We start from the raw sequence: 17,034 nt of genomic DNA, 5'->3' as shown, positions 1-17,034 counted from the left end.
TTCCGTAAGCTACACTTCACGAAACGTTTCGTGTAGTGAACGCTTGACTTTTTTCCGCCGGAGGACGGATCCGCTTTGGCGGACTTTGGTACTCTCTGGAGCCTGTCCCGACCTTCGTCGGGATGTCAAGACAAAAGAAAGTACTGTTAATTCCTACAAGTCTTGTAGTCTCTCTGAAGTTCACTTTCTTTTGCTCGCCCAAAAGTCCCGCACTACGGGATCCCGTTCATTGTATGGATATTTCTGAACGGGAAAAGTGAACCGAAAGTCCACCAAAGGCGGATGCGCCACATACAATAATCGAGGCGCAAAAAGGGTGCCCTGCGAAAATGGTCCCGACTACCGTCGGGATCGTCCCGTACAGAGAACGAGCGATTTTTTGAATAGCGACTCCATTCCCGACGTCAGACAAAAAATCGCCATAACCGGACCACTACTCATGAAAGCTTTCTTCCTCCCCGACGGGACTCTCCCGAAGGGATCCCTTTCCCTAAGGGACTCCTTAGGAGCGGGACATTTTCGCAAGGGATCATATAGATTGTCCAAATTGAGCCAGTACCCACAAGTGGAGAAATTTGATTATTAAGATCGGCTTGGTTAACCTATCGCGAAGGCAGTGGGAAACACCCGACCGCATGGAGTCAGGCATTCAGGCGGTCGGATTAAAATCGTTCAAATCATAATCCAGCATGAAAGGAGAGACGTATGATCGGAATGGATTTCGTAAGCTTTCTAATTCTGCTCGTCATCAGCGTCGTCGTGTCGCTCGTGCTTCACTACGCATTGAAGATGCAGGTGAGGGCGGGAATGGAATCGTTCATCGGAAAACTGATCTGGGGATGGATCGGAGCGTGGCTGGGATCGCCTGTGTTCGGGCACTGGTTCCCGGGACTGAATTATAATGAAGTGTACTACATTCCTGCAATCCTTGGCTCGTTCGCTCTGCTGATTCTTATGATCGATCTGGTAAAGTCAATTAAGTCTGGCGCCTGACAAGTAGGCCACGAGCAAATCAGACTTGAAGAGCTGACTGCGACTCATGCCTGAAATGAGCCGCAGTCAGAAGTGATCACATCGTCATCGCCGGCGATGGCATCATTATTTAAGCATCAATATCTTGAGGTTCTTGCGAAACAGAGTGCCGGTTGCATTCTCGATTACAGTTGCCTGTACGAGATATACACCGCTTGCAGCAGCTCCCTCATGTGAATCTGCACCGTCCCAAGTTATAGAAGAGGTGCCCGGGCCTGCGATCAGCGTGAACGCTCTCACCTGTTGTCCGAGAATATTGTAAATGATTATTCTTACGCTGGAAGATCGCTTGAGATTCAGGAAGAACTTTACCTGTCCGTTGAACGGGTTGGGAAATGCGCTGAAGACCGAACTGTCCCGCTCAGCTTCTTTGTTCCTGACCATGCTGGTGAAGATCCCGCTCTCATCGAACGGATTAAGAAGAGGTGGATTCGACTCGCTCGGCTCGAGTGCAATCAATGAAGTGTAATCGCAAAGAAGGTTATACTTAATAGCAAGATTGACAATTTTCGATGTGTCGAATGAGCTCTCAAGAAAATAATCCTGCAACGTCTCCCATCCCATCATCCCGGCAAGTATCGGCGATCTGTTCGTCGTATCAACGAATAAATATGTCGAAGCCTGTTTCAAGTGACTTTGTGTGAATCCATAGAACCACGCTTGAACGTTGAAGTCAATTCTCTCAGCGGCATTCGAAACGCCGATATAGAACCATGGTTTCCCGCGATTGCCCGGGTCAGGAGCGACTTCTCTTATTTGGATAAGGTTGCCGGCGCCGTTATCCACGACTACTCCAACCTTCATCGAGTCCATTCGAGCGCAACTTGTATACTTGAGCCCTTCTTCGATGTAGTCCCAGCTTCTTAAATGCGATTCGAAATGCTCTCCTCCTGTGACTTGAGCAAGTGAGTTTAACAGGAATCCAGAGCCGTAGTAATCCACTCCGTTATCAGTGACGTAGGCCGGAGTGACCGGATTTCCGTCCAGCAAGTTGACAGTGTTGAAGATGGGCTTATTGGTCCCCAAAGAAGTCAAGTAAGTATTCACCCACGTCCTGGCATCGGTGGTTGAAATCAGAGAATCCGCATTGCTGAAAAAGATCACCTGAGCTACAGAGTCCTGAGCAATTGAGGTTCTAAAATCATCGAGGAGTGCCTGCAGCATTATCGGTTGTTTGTTATCCCAGCTGTGCTGATTTGTTCCAAGCAATGGAATTGCCAGCATTTCCTTGAGAGCTTCATCGTCTGTGAACGACCAAATTCCGGAAACCACGAGGAGACCGTTCCCAATTCTTTTTGAAATTACCGCCCCCGCACCGGAGCTACTGGCAAGATCGATCTTGGTGTCAGGATCTGAGAAGGTCAGGAAATTCACACTGTTGCAAGTGACGGATGAAGGAAATGAATTGCCGATGTTGCCGTTAGGCTGTGGAAACAGAGTTACTGAGTTTAATTCTGCATTTGTTCCTAATCCATTTATGTAATGCGACTCAATCATTTCGTAAGCAGGCCTATTGTGGTCGTAGTATCCCAGGAATCTCCCGCCACGGTAAAAGAGAGAGTCAATTTTTGGGAGTATGACAGAAAGATTTGAGTTAGTCGCAGCTGCGGTTTCGAAGCCGTGATCATAACTTGCAACGATATCGGCACCCGGGATACTGCTTACCGCGTCATTGATTTGACCAAATGTTTTTATAATTGCGATGCTATCCAACCCTGGGAAGCGCCAGATTGTTTGCGCATGGTCGTCACAGAAGATTACCACCGGGCGTTTGAACTGGGAGAGTTTGGAGGCTACTGTGGACTGTAAAAAGTCCTTAAGCACGGTATCGATTGTGACCGAGTCTGCAAGCCTCCAAGGCGAGTAATGAGTAATAGATCCCGCACCCGAGATAGTCAAACAGAATTGGTCGACGGGCCTCAGTGCATTGTGCAGAGTTGCAGTGATTCTCGGGACGAGAGAACTTAAAGTAGGACTATAGTAGCCGCTAAGATCGATGCCGACAATTACTCTTGCGGCGCCTGTATCGCTCCGCACGACATTGAAGCTTGCCGGATCAACCCCGATTTGGAAATAAGAGCTGTCACCTTGGCGGTCGCCCGACTTGCAATAAATTCCATCGGTGAATGCAGTTTGAAAGCCCAATGAGAAGCTCTCAAGTGAAGAGATGTCCGGCAATTCGAAGTCCCGATAAGCGTAGCCCGCAGTATCCACTGTCCTTTCGGAGCTAATGTTGGGCAACTCTCGAACATAAGGTGATCCCCAGACATCTTCCTCATCACGAAATAGCAGCTGGACTGGCTTGGTCGTCGAGTTGCTGGCCTGTAAAAACGACAGCGGCATATCCGCGAATCCGCTGTTCCCAGTCCAACTTGTGGGTGTGATGAAATTCATCCTTATCTTCCTGAACTGGCCGGAGACTAGAGGATAAATATGCAGTTCATACGAGTTACCGTTCTTCGCCAGGAACGCGGGATCGTGCCTGTGTACCACGATGCTGTCATAAATATGCCTCGCAGTCCACGTGTCGAACATTTTTGCTTTCACGACTTCGTTCCCGATCCAGAGCCACAGGTCGTTGATCACTGAGCCCTGAGGAAGCGTGAAACGATGAACAATCTCCAGATTCTGGTTGCCGGGATACTGGTTGTGGTCGGAATACCAGATGTACAGGGCCTGTTCGACGTACGCGCCGTGGGGCTCCACGACGAGTGTAGTCCTGTCTATGTATCCGGGTTTCGTCCCATAGACAGTTGGATCCTGAACACTGAGTTGAGCCCATACAACGCCGAATGGCATCAAAAAGAAAAGGATAGAGGCAATCAAACGATTAGCTTGCACGACTTTCACCCTCCTTAGGTCGCACGTGGAGACGAGTCTAGTTATCAGCCCGCTGAAGTCCCTCTACCCTCTTAAAACATCTCAGCGCACGACTAGTTTGATTTAGACCGACTAATCTTAACAGGTGCCCACTTTATAATCAACACTATTCAAAGCTGTTCAAGCTCTACTGGGATGAATCTTCAAAGGACCGGGTGCTTACCGGGTGAGCAGCACTCCCCAATTGGGTTTTATAAGGACCTGAATCGAGTCGCCCTTGAATGCAACCCGCTTGCCGTTGAGAATGTCCTTGAAGACAGGGGTAGAACCACTCAGTCTCAAATTCACAGTCTGAGTTCGTGAAGAAAGGTTGAAACCGACCACAGCTTCTTTCTCACCGTACTGTCTTTCAAACACGAACACTTGATTTGAATCATCTGCAATTAGAGTCTTATATGTCCCAACCTGAAGTGCCGGATCTGTGACGCGCTCATGGACAAGTTTGCTGTAGAAGTCGAATAGATCCTTATTGAAAACGTTTCTGTCATCTGGACGATTGGGACCCGCGGCCGGACTCGACTTCTCGTCTTCGTATTTCATGTCGGCCCAGAGCATCGGCTTCCTCTCATCTGGATCCGTCGCCCCCCACATTCCTGCTTCGTCTCCATAATAGATCATCGGCGCCCCGACATAGGTCATCTGAAAAAGTGCGACCAGTTCCTGTCTCTTTATACCTGCTGCGTCCGGTTTCGCGACATTGTAGTCCTTATTATTCCTGGGGCTATTGTTCGAGTTGAAGTCCCGATCGGGATTCATGATCATCGACTCAAGCCGGTCGGTATCGTGACTGTCAACGAGATTTTGCAGGACATAATCTATGTCATTCGGATAGAAATCTCTCACTGCGTGCAAAGTGGAGTCAAATTGACTTGGACCAATTTTCATTTTCTTGTTCATGAAAAACTTGACGACAGCTTTTGCGAATTCGTAGTTCATTACCCCATCGAACTCATCACCCTTCAGCCATGCGGAGGCGTCATCCCAGATTTCACCGATGATAAGGGCGTTCGGGTTTAAACTTTTAACTTCTTTCCGCCAATCTTTCCAGAAGGGATGTGGAACTTCGTTCGGAACGTCGAGGCGCCAACCGTCGATACCGTTTTGGGGCTTGCCATCCGGTTCCATCCACCGCTTCGTAATCGCCATGATGTGCTCGTACGGGCCGTGGACGAGTCCTGTGATCGTGTCCTTTCTAAAAACGGGAAGCGACTTCACTCCCCACCAGCAGTCGTACTCGAACTTTGTACCCGCTGTGGGATCGTCCCAGCTTCTTATGACGAACCAGTCTTTGAAATCTGATTTCTGTTGTTTCTTGACGACATCCTTGAACGCCCAGAAGTCGGTCCCGACATGGTTGAACACTCCATCGATGATTACCCTGATCCCCACTGAATGTGCTTTCGCGATGAGTTTCAGAAACTCCTTATCGGCAGAAGTCCATTTCCAGGTCGAAGGATCGGCGGGATTCTCTTCCGACATGGTCCTCAAATCCCCCTCGGGATCGGGACCGAAGTTGTGATCGACGTGAATGTATGTTGATGTGTTGTATTTGTGGAGTGAATTGGATTCAAAAATCGGATTGAAGTATATCGCATTGATGCCGAGGTTCTTCAGGTAAGGAAGCTCGTCGATCACGCCTTCGAGATCGCCGCCGTACCGTCTGTCGAAGACGACGTCGTAGAACTTGTCCGAGTGTTTCCTTTCCCAAGGTTGAAGTTGGTACCAATCACCGGTCCATGGCGAAATGTGCCATTCCCTCCCTGAGACGCCGGCGTCCGTTGCAGTAGGGTCGTTCCTCGTGTCGCCGTTTCGAAATCGCTCGGGAAAAATCTGGTACCAGACAGCCTTCTTGGCCCATTCGGGCACTTTGACCTGAGCACTGGCGGTCGCCAGAAACAAAATTAGAGGAATAATCGCGTACCGCTTCAAAGGAAAATCCTTTTCTTTAAGGTTGGCCCGCTTCCCTGTTGGCTACGGTTCCCGCTTCCTCCTTGCACCAGCTGAAGGAGGAAGCATTGGGATCGTTCGATCAGAGTTTATTCTTCTGCCGGCTTATCCGCTTCAACGCGTACGGAGGTTCGCTTCTTCGGTTTAGAGATCCTTCGCTTGCGTTCCCTCGTGACTACCGGTGCCTTTCTCATAAAGCGCGAATCGATCTCTTCCGGCACCCGTGTCTGGCCTTCGACGGTCTCCGCGTATTCGAACACTTCGTATTTATAGTTGCGGAGTACGATTTTTTCATCATCGTGGTACAGCACATATTGCGGGAGGATAGGTATCTTTCCGCCGCCGCCGGGAGCGTCGATGACGAAGTACGGTACCGCAAGGCCTGATGTATGGCCGCGCAGCTTGTCCATTATTTCGAGTCCGACACGAATGGGCGTCCTGAAATGGTTCGTGCTCTTCACCATGTCTGCCTGGTAAATATAGTACGGCCTGACGCGCATAATGAGGAGTTTGCGATTGAGTTCTTTCACAACTTCAGCGTCGTCGTTGACTCCCTTCATCAGCACCATCTGGTTGCCGAGCGGAAAACCTGCGTCGGCGAGAAGATCGCATGCTACCTTGGCTTCCGGTGTGCATTCCCACGGATGATTGAAATGCACGTTCACGTAAATAGGCTGGTACTTTTTCATCATGTCGACAAGCTGCGGTGTAATTCTTTGCGGAAGGACACACGGCATCTTTGTGTGCACGCGGATTATCTCGACGTGAGGGATCTCGCGCAAGCCCTTCAGGACTTTCTCCAGCATGACGTCCGTCAGCATTAACGGGTCTCCGCCGGAGACGATCACGTCTCTTACTTCGGGATGAGCCTTGATGTAATCGAGTCCGTCCTGGATAAACTTCATGCTGATCTTGGTCGAATCACTGACCTTTCTCTTCCGGGTACAGAACCTGCAGTACATAGAGCACTGGCTGGTGACAAGGAACAACACTCTATCGGGATAACGATGCGTGATACTTGGAACCGGGCTATCACCATCCTCATTCAGCGGATCCAGCGGGAGTCCGTCGTCCTGGAGCTCAGTGGCATCCGGTATACTCTGGAGCCAGATCGGATCGCCGGGATATCTAATGAGGTTCAAATAGTACGGGTTTATCCTGATGTGGAAAAGGGTGTTAAGCCTTTCGGCAGTATCTCTGTCAAAGTTGAATTTCTTGACGAGATCATCAGCGCTATCGATACTCTGCCTCAGCATCTGCTGCCACAGTTCCATGAACTAGTCCTCCGATATTTGTTTAACATATATCACGAGATCGTCACCGGGACGGTAGTAACCCTGTATTCTGGCCCCCTCGCGGTAACCTCTCTTAAGATAAAAACTTCTTGTTGACCCGTATTTCTCCTGCGAGCTGGTGTTAACAGTGATCAGCCGGCCGTCATGCTTGGCTATATCTTTCTCGGCGAAGAGAAGAAGCTCAGTCCCGATCCTTTTCCCCTGGAAATCAGGGTCGACGGCGATCCAGTATATATCGAACGTGCCGTATGTGAGCGGAGTCGGGCCATAACAAATATATCCGGCGACCTTGTCCGTCATGGCAGTGTAGGTCCAGTACCCACTGTCCACCTGACTCTCGAAATATGAATTCAAGAGCTCGTCCGCGATTTCCAGTTCTTCGTTTGTGAAGCGATCGGTACGTTTCAAGATCCGCATGATCGCCTGGTAGTCATCTTTTACGGTCGGACTTATCTTAACCAAGACGTCTTTTCAAAGCTGATTGGACAATACTATTTATCAGCTGGCCGTAAGTCCAGCCGAAGGCCCCGGCGCTCCTCGCGAATCCTGAACCGCTTGGAGAAAGATCCGGGTTCGGGTTTACTTCGAGGACGAACACGTTTCCTGTTTTGTCCACGCGCATGTCGACGCGCGCGTAATCGCGACATTGCATCGCCTGGTATGCCTTGATTGCGGTGTTCTGAATCTTTTGTTCGAGCCGCCTGCTGATTTTCGCGGGACAAATCGGGACTGTTGACTTGAATTCCACGCTGTCCGGCATCCACTTTGCCTCGTATGAGACGATGTGCTGATAACCCTGCGGCATAGTGCTGAAGTCGATCTCGGAAATCGGAAGCGCAATGACTTCATCGCTTCCGACAATGGCCACATTAAATTCGCGCCCCTCGATGAATTGCTCGACAAGTATCGGCTGCATGAATTTTTTCAACATGTCGACAAGGAGCGACTGAAGATGTTCACGGTCGTGGACCACCGACGTATTCGAAATGCCGACACTAGCATCCTCGTGGATAGGTTTCGCGATTGCCGGAAAGCCGATCTTCTTTTTAGAAACTTCGTCCGGAGATGTGAACACTCTGTAGGGAGGGACATTTACCTTATGATAAGTCAAAATCTCTTTTGTCCTGACCTTGTTCAGGCAGCTCCCGAGAGTCAGGGGATTGCTTCCTGTATACGGAATTCCAAGGAGCTCATAAAGACCCGCGACATTCATCTCCTGGAATGAATCGCCTTCGATCGATTCACAGAAGTTGAAAATAAGGTCAGGTTTCTCTTCTTTCAGTTTCTCCATAAGCTGCTTTATGTCGGAGCTGGTAATTACCGTCGAGACGCTGAAGCCCGCCTCGCTGAGCACTGCGACAACGGTGTCGACTTGCTCGATTACACTGGTGGTGGATGTATCCATCAATGCGGCTTTTTGATCCGATGAGATCTTGCCGCTGAAGGCCAATTCTAATTCCGAGGAAATATCCAGCGCTGCTTCGTCGTAAACAACGGTTACTCTCTTTTTCCTTGGCATGTTCCGCCTCTGTAAGTTCAACAAATACAGCAAATTACGAGCTACAAAGCCTCTATTCTTCTTACTGCAGCATCCAGAACCGAATTAATCATTTCATCATAATTCAGTCCCACAGCTCTCGACGCCATTGGGAAGCACGAATGTTCTTCGGGATCCGGTAAAATCCCGGGAAGCGGATTGACCTCGATGACGTTCGGCTCACCGTTCGCGTCAAGTCTCATATCAATCCGCGTCCAGTCGCGACACCTGAGAACCTCGAACGTCTGTCGAGAAATCTCTTCGATCCTCTTCGACAGCGTGTCGCTCACCGGCGCAGGACACTTGAAGACATCGATCGGTGAATCCTTGGTGTCCCAAAGCCATTTCGCTTCGTAAGAATAGACAGGCAGTGCCTCCGATGGCAGTGAACTGAAGTTGATCTCGACAGGCGGAAACACTTTCAGTTCACTCCCATTACCAAGCAGCGCCACAGTAAACTCTCGGCCCGGCAGGTACTCTTCAACTAGTGCCGGTTGCTCGTAATCGGTAAGTATTCGTTCCACTTCTTTCCGGAGAGAGTCGGGCGTGTCAACGTAAGATGAATTGTAAATGCCCTTGCTCGATCCTTCATGAAGCGGCTTAACAAAAAGCGGGTAGCGCAAGGACGCCCCTACGGCTTCTTCATATGAGTTTGCCACGACAAACCTGGGCGTCGGAATTCCGTGATGAGACAAGACTTCCTTCGTCCTCGCTTTGTCGAGACAGGTCGCAAGCGTTAATGGGTCGGAGCCGGTATAAGGAATGCCGAGGAACTCGAGCATCGCGGGTATTTGAGCTTCCCTGCTGACACCGTTCATTCCTTCCGCAATGTTGAAGACGATATCGAATCCTCCGTCACGCAATTTCCCGTAAGCGTCCTCGTCCGCCTCGATGAGTGCCACGTTGTTCGACAACGAAAGCGCGTGTGCCACGGCTTCGATCGTCTCCATCGTGTCCCACTCGGCGTACTTGTCCAACGTCTTTGGAGAAACTGTCAGCGTCTTTACGGGAGAGGAGTGACTGGGAGGTTCGGTGTTGTCTTCAGGAGTGCTCTCTCTTTTCACATTAAAGACAAGAGCAACATTCATTCGGAGTTCTTCCGACTCAAGTCCGACTTCTCATATGTCTGCGGAGTGCCTTTCACCTGCGAACAATATAAGGATTTATTATTAATTGTCAAGCAAAGTGGTACAGTTTGAGGCCCGTTTCAGTCTGCATTGAGGGAAGGTCTATCCTTCATGATCGAGCTGTGAACTCTCGCGTATAGTCGACCGACACGACCGACGATTGTTTCCTCACGAGATGGATCATTGAAGTTGTCCGGAACGGCGAGTAAATTTTCAGAAAGGATGGAGAAGACATGACAACCAAGGCGCCGGCCCAGGTCGAGAAGTTCGGCGAAGAGAGCAGTGAAAGTATTGCATACAAGATTGCAGGAACTGCCAGGACCAGAGAGCCGAACGACAACAACAGGCTGGGCTACCACATCTGGAGATACCTTCAGGGCACGATACCAAGCATAGATGAAGCTGTGCGAGTCTCAGGTCTGAGACTGATCGAGGGGGAAACCGAGGAACACGTGACGGAAAAGGTCGTCGAGGGGCTAAATGAGCGCGGTTTAGAGGTCCGAAGGAACAAATAGGATCGTCCACCAACCATATCAGGGAAGTTAGCCAGACAGCGAGCGACTTCCTCCCATCTAGCCGGCGCGGGATGTCTCATCTATATCGTCCACTCTTGTCACAAGAAGAGCTGCGACAATCAGCGATGCACCTCCAAGTAACAAAGCGTAGATTGCCTCGCCTCCGAATAGATTCTTGACAAAGAACCCCAGTATTGCGGCGGCAGTTATCTGCGGAATTACTATGAAGAAGTTGAATATACCCATATAGACGCCCATCTTTTCGACCGGAAGTGAACCGGTGAGTATCGCGTAAGGCATCGCCAGTATAGACGCCCAGGCCAATCCGATCCCAAGTTCGGAAATCAAAAGGAGTTTCGGATCTTTTATTAGATAGAAAGATGCCAGCCCGATCCCGCCGCATACAAGGCTGATAGCGTGAACGCTCTTCCTGTTCGACTTCCTGGCCAACCAAACGAGTGCGAATGCCATGACAGCAGCAAAGCCGTTGTAGACCGACATCAGCACACCAACCCAGTTCGCCCCCTCGTTGTACAGCGCCGATTGTGTGTCAGTGGCGCCATAAATGTGGTGCGTCACTGCCGGCGTCGTGTAAATCCACATCGCAAATAGTGCGAACCAGGAGAAGAATTGGACATACGCAAGCTGAACCATAGTCTTCGGCATGTTGAAGAGATCGTTCATCACAACCACCAGTCCGCCTGATGTCAAATTTTGTTTCGTCAAGAAGCCTGAAATCAACTGGAGCAATCCGAACGCGGCAATTCCGCCGAAGAATACGCCGAGGCCATAGTCCATGTAAATGAAGAAGTAAAACACCGCAAACAGGATGATCCCGATCGCCGTCCAGATTAAACCGTTCCTGAGGAACCTGGAGTGGTGGACAGGGGCTCTCTCAACCCGAGCTTCTTCCGTCCCTTCCTCAAATTCCCTCGAAAAATTTTTCAATTGATCTGGCGGATATTCCTTCGAGCCGACAACAGTCCAGAGTACCGCAAGAAAGAAGACAACTCCACCGATGTAGAACGAGAGCTTAACTGATGGAGGTATGGCACCCTCGCCTGCTGTGTTGCTGACACCGAACCAGTTTGTCAGGATGTAAGGCAGTGCTGAGGCGATAACCGCGCCGATCCCTATGAAGAAGCTTTGCATAGCAAATCCGGTAGTTCTCTGCTCTGACGGCAGCATGTCGCCGACAAATGCCCTGAAGGGCTCCATCGAGACGTTGATTGAAGTATCCATTATCCACAACATGCCCGCCGCAATCCAGAGAACCGGGGAGTTAGGCATGACAAGAAGTGCGACGGACGCGAGAATTGCGCCGGTCAGGAAATATGGACGTCTTCTCCCCAGTCGTCCCCATGTCTTGTCGCTCATATGACCGATTATAGGCTGGACGATCAGCCCGGTTACCGGAGCTGCTATCCAGAGTATCGGTATTGATTCTATCTTCGCGCCGAGCGTTTCAAATATCCGGCTGACGTTTGCGTTCTGCAGCGCGAATCCAAATTGTATTCCGAGAAACCCGAAACTCATATTCCAGATTTGGAGGAATGTCAAACGCGGCTTCTTCATTTAATTCCCAATTTTAGATTTTGAATCTTAAAACAATTCCCGCACTAATCGAAACACATGCCCAATTGAACAATCACAATTCGTGAGTCATATTTCTAACCTTTAACACTTCCCAGCGTCAACCCGGAAATCAACCATCTGCTCAGGAAAAGGAACAGTGCGACAGCGGGAATGCTGATTATCAAGGAGCCCGCGGCGTAGAGTCCCCACTGGGTCGACATGCTCGACTCGAATTGCTTCAGGCCTAACGGAAGCGTAAAAAGGCTCGTGTCCTGGAGGATTTGTGCGGCAACGACATACTCGGCCCAGGCAGTCATGAAAGAGAAGAGAGCCGTGATCACGAGCGCCGGTGCCGCCAGCGGCAGGATTACTCTCCTGAATGCGCCCCACCTCGTGGAACCGTCAATCCTTGCCGCCTCCTCGAGACTGAATGGGATGGTGTCGTAATATCCCTTCATCTGCCACACACAAAATGGAAGAGCGGTCGAAGTGTAAATGATTATTATTCCGAAGTAGCTATTTATAAGATGCAGTTTCAAGAGCATAATGTACATCGGGAGAAGAAGCATTGTCGGCGGGAACATCTGAGTCACAAGCAATCCCACCATCGCGCTCTTCTTTCCATAGAAATCAAATCGACTGAATGCGTAACCGGCCGTTGACGCGAGGGCCACACCGGTTACAGTGACCACGAGTGCAATCAAGATTGAATTCCAAAACCACAGGAGAAACGGAGTTTGAGTGAAAAGAACCTGATACGCGTGGAACGACGCACCTTCCGGTATCACCTTAAGCGAAGTGGAGAGGAGCCTGTCTGATGGGCGAAGCGAAATGCTGAAGACATTTACAATCGGATATAACACTGCGAGCGTGAAGCCGATCAGGAGAAAATAGAGAAGATAATTCAGAATTTTGAATTTTAAATTCTTACTTCTCAATTGGTTTTTCATTTCTTACCTGGCGACCGACATTAGTGATAGCGCTAATGGTTTCTTCTTATCCCGAAATTGACAATTCGCAGTTCTAATATGCAGCCTCCGAGGCGCGAGTGCGCTTGAGAAAAAATAAACTGAAGGCGAGAAGTATTGCAAAGATGACCATCGAAAGTGCGGCGGCGTAACCGTACCTGTAAAGGTTGAACGCCGCTTTGTAAACATAAGAGACGAGTATGTGAGTCTGATCTGACGGCTCTCCGCCGTTCGATACGAGCCAGATAATGTTTACGTTGTTGAACGTCCAGATTATGCCTAACGTAATCGCGGGAATCATGACGGGTCTAAGGAGAGGTACGGTGACAGTCCAGAATTTCTGCCACCCCGAAGCGCCGTCGATATCCGCCGCCTCATAAAGCTCCCTGGGAATACTCTGCAACCCTCCGAGCGCAATCGTCATCATGAAAGGAAACCCGAGCCAGATATTTGTGATGATACATGCACCGAACGCCTCGAGCGGCTTCCCGAGCCACTCCACCGGCGACATGCGAAGATAATGCGCGATCAAGAGATTCACGGCGCCATATTCGTAGTTGAACATGCTTCTCCAGGTCAATGCAACAATTACCTGCGGGATTGCCCACGGAAGAATTAAAAGCGTCCTGATCGCCGCCTTTCCGAATAACTTTCTGTTCAGGATAACCGCCAGCGCTACTCCGATTGTGACATGAAAGAATATATTGACAAACGTCCAGACCAATGTCTTGAAGAATACCGAGTAGAAAATTTTGTCGCTGAATACCTGGCCGTACTGTTTCAAACCGGTCAGGTGCCAGTCACGGAAATGACGGAGACTCATGTTTGAGAACGAGAGAACGACATTGTAGAGGAACGGATAAATTACGACCCCGAACATCACGAGCGCCGCCGGCACCATAAGAATATAGGCGAACGTATTTGGAGAGAGTCTCTCGGAATCGTACAAACCTTTCAGAGCGAAACCCCTCTTCTGCCTGCCAACCGCATTAAAGTTGATTCAAAGCTCAACCAGCAGTAACAAAACTTCTTTGTCTCTTGAAATGTCCAGGAACAATCTCTCCCCGATGTGTTTGACGTTTGCCCTTCGACTCTTAAATTTCCTTTACTCATTCATTTCCTTAATCTTTTCAATAGCGCTTCGCTGCATTTCCTTTGCAGCCTGCTCCGGTGTCTCCGTCCCGCCGAGAACTGCCTGGTAACTTGGGCGCATAGCATCCCAGACTGCACGCAACTCCGGGATAATCGGCATCGGCTCGCCGACCTCCATCTGGTCTTCGGATTCCTTCAAGATCGGATTGCCGTTGACTTCGGGGCCATTGTAGACTTCGATCCTTGTCGGTATCGTATCGAATCGTCTTGTGAACTCGCTCTGGATTTCCGGACTCAGAAGAAATTTGATCATTCTGACGATCTCAGGAATCTTCCATTTCGGAACTGACGAGTTGATGGAATATCCGATCGGCGACACCATGGGCGCGGGCCACAACCCTGTCTCCGTATTGAACGGGATCTTCGTAACTCCGAAATCGAGTCCCGCTTTCTTGTAATCGCCGAATGACCACGGCCCGTTTATTATCATCGGCGCTTTGCCTTCCTTGAAGAGTGCGTCAGCTGTTTCGTAATCGCACGACTTGGGAATTATTTCGTACTTGTCGCGGAGATTCTTCATGAACTCCAGCGCCCGGAGCATACTAGGCGTGTCAAGTGTCGGATTTCCGAGAGAATCCATCACCCATCCTCCATAACCCGTGAGAAATGGGACGAAGAAGAAAGGTTCCGTATAATTCCAGACGAGCCCGTAGGAGTCAGGCTTGTGAGTGAATTTCTTGCCCGCGGCGATAAGCTCGTCCATTGTCTTTGGAGGAACGGGCATGATCGTCTTATTGTAAATGAGCATGAGATGATTGCCCACCTTGTCTGCGATCTGGTACAAGTGTCCGTGACTGTAGACGAGACCCTTCGGATTAAAATTAGACAAATAGTCTTTACTGAAGAGCGTATCAAGTGGAAGTATGATTTGCATAGCTTCGAAAGGGCCGATCTGGTCTGAGGGTCCGTAGACGATGTCGGGACCTGCGCCTCCGATCGCTGCGATTTGAAATCCGGAGCGAAGCTCTTCGGTCTCTTTATAAAGTGCCGTCACCTTTATGTCCGGATTTGCCTCCATGAATTTGTCGAGCGCCCACTTCAGCACTTCCCTTTCGTCCGGCCTCATCTGCTGCCAGACAACTATCTGGTGTGGATCCTCGAGGCTGCTCCGCGCGCACGACGACAGGCTGATAGCCGCCACTGCTGCCAGAAGTCCTGCGATTCGTGTCACGGGGCGGGCGGTCTACTAGGTTTGTAATACTTTATCCAGCCCTCGCGCGGGTATAATAACGGAACCGCGAGTATTTTTCCCCCGAACCCGATGTACCTGAACGTAAGCATTTCGATTGGCGTGATCTTCACTGACCTCACTTCAGAATAGTAGATCTTCACTCCCGCCTTCATGGCAAGGTCGGAAATATATTTATCCAAGGTTTGTTCTTTCACCTGTTCCGTCAACATTTCCCTTGCGACTTCGATACTGTGACTGACTGCTTCCTGGCTGACCGAAGATTTCTTCTCAATTACCTTATATATTTGGAACCTGCCGTTTTCAAAGATGGGTCCGTACACTGCACCGTCAGGCTGTTCGGCGAGAACCGCCCCAATTTCCCCGAGTGATGACGCGCGTGTCCACTTTCCCGAGGTGTCGACGCGTCCTGCTTTCTTTTCAGTGAGGAGTTTGTCGTAAATATCGACGGCCTCATTTATCCCGACAGCCTCGTAAGCATTGAGTTTGAGTTGAACGGCTTTCAGCACCTCGTCGTGATGAGTCTCGAAGAACTTATCAACTTCATCTTGAGTAATGCTAAGAGTGTCGGTGATTTCCCCGGCTTCCCTGGAAGAACGATACGCGTCGAGGAACATACCGACATTGTATTTCACCTCTCCCGAATTCTCCAAGCCGAGTTCTCTCGCGTTCTTCGACAGAAAGTGATTTTGAGAAATAAACCTGAGCGCCGAATGGAGCTCCATGGTAATTTCTGGAATTGTCGGAACAGGCGACCCAAAGCCGGAGAGCGGAAGCTCCTTGAGTGCTTCATCAAGACTTATATCGCCGCCCTCAAAGCTCAAGAGTGGTTGAGCGAGCTGATTCGCAAACTCGGCCCTTAGTTCGAGCATGTCCCGAGGATCGAGATAATATTGATCAAATTTTTCCGGATGCTTTTGAGTGAATATCCTTCCAATGGCATAAACAAGCGGTCTGAAAATGGAATAATTCACACTGACCCGAACGTTCTTCATTATTTTACCAAGATATTCCGCTCCGAGATCTGTCTCCTCACGACCCTGTATGATTTTTCGGATCATGGCAACCTTGTCCTCAGTCGCCATGCCGGAGAATTTCTGATTCACCTTTCGATCGATGACTTTGAAGACAATCCATCCGTCGACAGTGAAAGTCGGCTGCGAAATGAATCCATTGGCATGTCCGAAGAATGCATTCTCGATTCCCGGCGTAGATTCACCGTACGAAATGCCGAGTGTGTCGTGACTTATTGATAAGCTGTCCGCGATACGATATATGATTTGTTTTTCACCGCGGACCAGATCGACGAAATGTGCAGCGCTTATGCTGTCGGAGAAATAAAGCGCGTCAACAACGTACGAGTAGGTGGACTGAGTCAATCCACGCCTCAGGTCGGCCTCCGATACCTTTGCCCGGGGGATTATCTTTGATCTATAAAGCGCATCGCGCAGAAAAATGCCTTCGGTTTGTGCGGCGACTTCCTTCTCATCAGGAGACAACGGCTCCGGACCTGTTTCTGCAGCTTCGGAAAGAAGCTTTTCAGCTATCATTGAATAGAGGAATTCCATCTTGATGGTGTCACGGTAGTCTTCACCCGGATAAATGGACATGTCGAATCGATTCTTGAAATCTTCGCTCGTGATAGGTTGGCCGTTTACGAGCGCGAGGGTATCGACCCTTTCAGTCCGTGACTTATTCTGCGAATCACCAGGCCGGATTGAGGCAAAAAAGAAGAGAATGACAATCAGCCCGAAGTTCGCCGCGGAATAGGTTTTTGATTTCGCCACAAAAAAATCTAAAGTGTAAAACTCATATGC

13 protein-coding genes are annotated in these 17,034 nt (G+C 49.7%); 2 read left to right on the top strand and 11 right to left on the bottom strand.

What is annotated here, in order from left to right:
* Positions 1–705: 705 nt before the first annotated feature.
* The gene (locus VIS48_12360) at positions 706–993 is read left to right on the top strand and encodes a hypothetical protein (GenBank protein ID HEY9166941.1); all 288 of its coding nucleotides are present in this window, start codon (positions 706–708) and stop codon (positions 991–993) included.
* A 105-nt stretch (positions 994–1,098) separates the two neighbouring features.
* On the opposite strand, the gene VIS48_12355 is transcribed toward VIS48_12360, so the two are convergent.
* The 6 genes from VIS48_12355 to VIS48_12330 form a co-directional block, all read right to left on the bottom strand.
* The gene (locus VIS48_12355) at positions 1,099–3,873 is read right to left on the bottom strand and encodes a T9SS type A sorting domain-containing protein (GenBank protein ID HEY9166940.1); all 2,775 of its coding nucleotides are present in this window, start codon (positions 3,871–3,873) and stop codon (positions 1,099–1,101) included.
* A 198-nt stretch (positions 3,874–4,071) separates the two neighbouring features.
* A complete protein-coding gene (locus VIS48_12350; GenBank protein ID HEY9166939.1) occupies positions 4,072–5,841 on the bottom strand; it encodes a glycoside hydrolase family 13 protein in 1,770 nt (589 codons plus the stop codon).
* A 107-nt stretch (positions 5,842–5,948) separates the two neighbouring features.
* Positions 5,949–7,133 (bottom strand): KamA family radical SAM protein, encoded by a 1,185-nt coding sequence (locus tag VIS48_12345; GenBank protein HEY9166938.1) that lies wholly within the window; start codon positions 7,131–7,133, stop codon positions 5,949–5,951.
* Between the two features lie 3 nt (positions 7,134–7,136).
* Complete coding sequence (locus VIS48_12340) at positions 7,137–7,616, bottom strand: N-acetyltransferase (protein ID HEY9166937.1); 480 nt, start codon at positions 7,614–7,616, stop codon at positions 7,137–7,139.
* The gene (locus VIS48_12335) at positions 7,609–8,673 is read right to left on the bottom strand and encodes an ATP-grasp domain-containing protein (protein ID HEY9166936.1); all 1,065 of its coding nucleotides are present in this window, start codon (positions 8,671–8,673) and stop codon (positions 7,609–7,611) included. Before VIS48_12335 ends, VIS48_12340 begins: the two co-directional genes overlap by 8 nt.
* 41 nt (positions 8,674–8,714) lie before the next feature.
* Positions 8,715–9,779, bottom strand: coding sequence for an ATP-grasp domain-containing protein (locus VIS48_12330; protein HEY9166935.1), 1,065 nt, complete (start codon positions 9,777–9,779; stop codon positions 8,715–8,717).
* Positions 9,780–10,051: 272 nt separating this feature from the next.
* Here VIS48_12330 and VIS48_12325 point away from each other — a divergent pair, with 272 nt between their 5' ends.
* The gene (locus VIS48_12325) at positions 10,052–10,333 is read left to right on the top strand and encodes a hypothetical protein (protein ID HEY9166934.1); all 282 of its coding nucleotides are present in this window, start codon (positions 10,052–10,054) and stop codon (positions 10,331–10,333) included.
* A 57-nt stretch (positions 10,334–10,390) separates the two neighbouring features.
* Here the strand turns inward: VIS48_12325 and VIS48_12320 are convergent, their stop codons facing one another.
* From VIS48_12320 to VIS48_12300, 5 genes are all read right to left on the bottom strand, one after another.
* A complete protein-coding gene (locus VIS48_12320; protein ID HEY9166933.1) occupies positions 10,391–11,908 on the bottom strand; it encodes an MFS transporter in 1,518 nt (505 codons plus the stop codon).
* A 95-nt stretch (positions 11,909–12,003) separates the two neighbouring features.
* Complete coding sequence (locus VIS48_12315) at positions 12,004–12,846, bottom strand: sugar ABC transporter permease (protein HEY9166932.1); 843 nt, start codon at positions 12,844–12,846, stop codon at positions 12,004–12,006.
* A gap of 85 nt (positions 12,847–12,931) precedes the next feature.
* Positions 12,932–13,825: a sugar ABC transporter permease gene (locus VIS48_12310; GenBank protein HEY9166931.1), complete on the bottom strand. Its 894-nt coding sequence runs from the start codon at positions 13,823–13,825 to the stop codon at positions 12,932–12,934.
* 156 nt (positions 13,826–13,981) lie between these two features.
* Entirely contained in the window at positions 13,982–15,199 is a 1,218-nt protein-coding gene (locus VIS48_12305) for an extracellular solute-binding protein (GenBank protein ID HEY9166930.1), read from the bottom strand.
* Positions 15,196–17,004, bottom strand: coding sequence for a hypothetical protein (locus VIS48_12300; GenBank protein HEY9166929.1), 1,809 nt, complete (start codon positions 17,002–17,004; stop codon positions 15,196–15,198). Before VIS48_12300 ends, VIS48_12305 begins: the two co-directional genes overlap by 4 nt.
* Positions 17,005–17,034: the final 30 nt, after the last annotated feature.

It is taken from the genome of Candidatus Kryptoniota bacterium (assembly GCA_036567965.1).
Taxonomy (GTDB): Bacteria; Bacteroidota; Ignavibacteria; order Kryptoniales; family JAKASW01; genus JAKASW01.
This window is presented reverse-complemented; position numbering and strand designations above follow the sequence as displayed.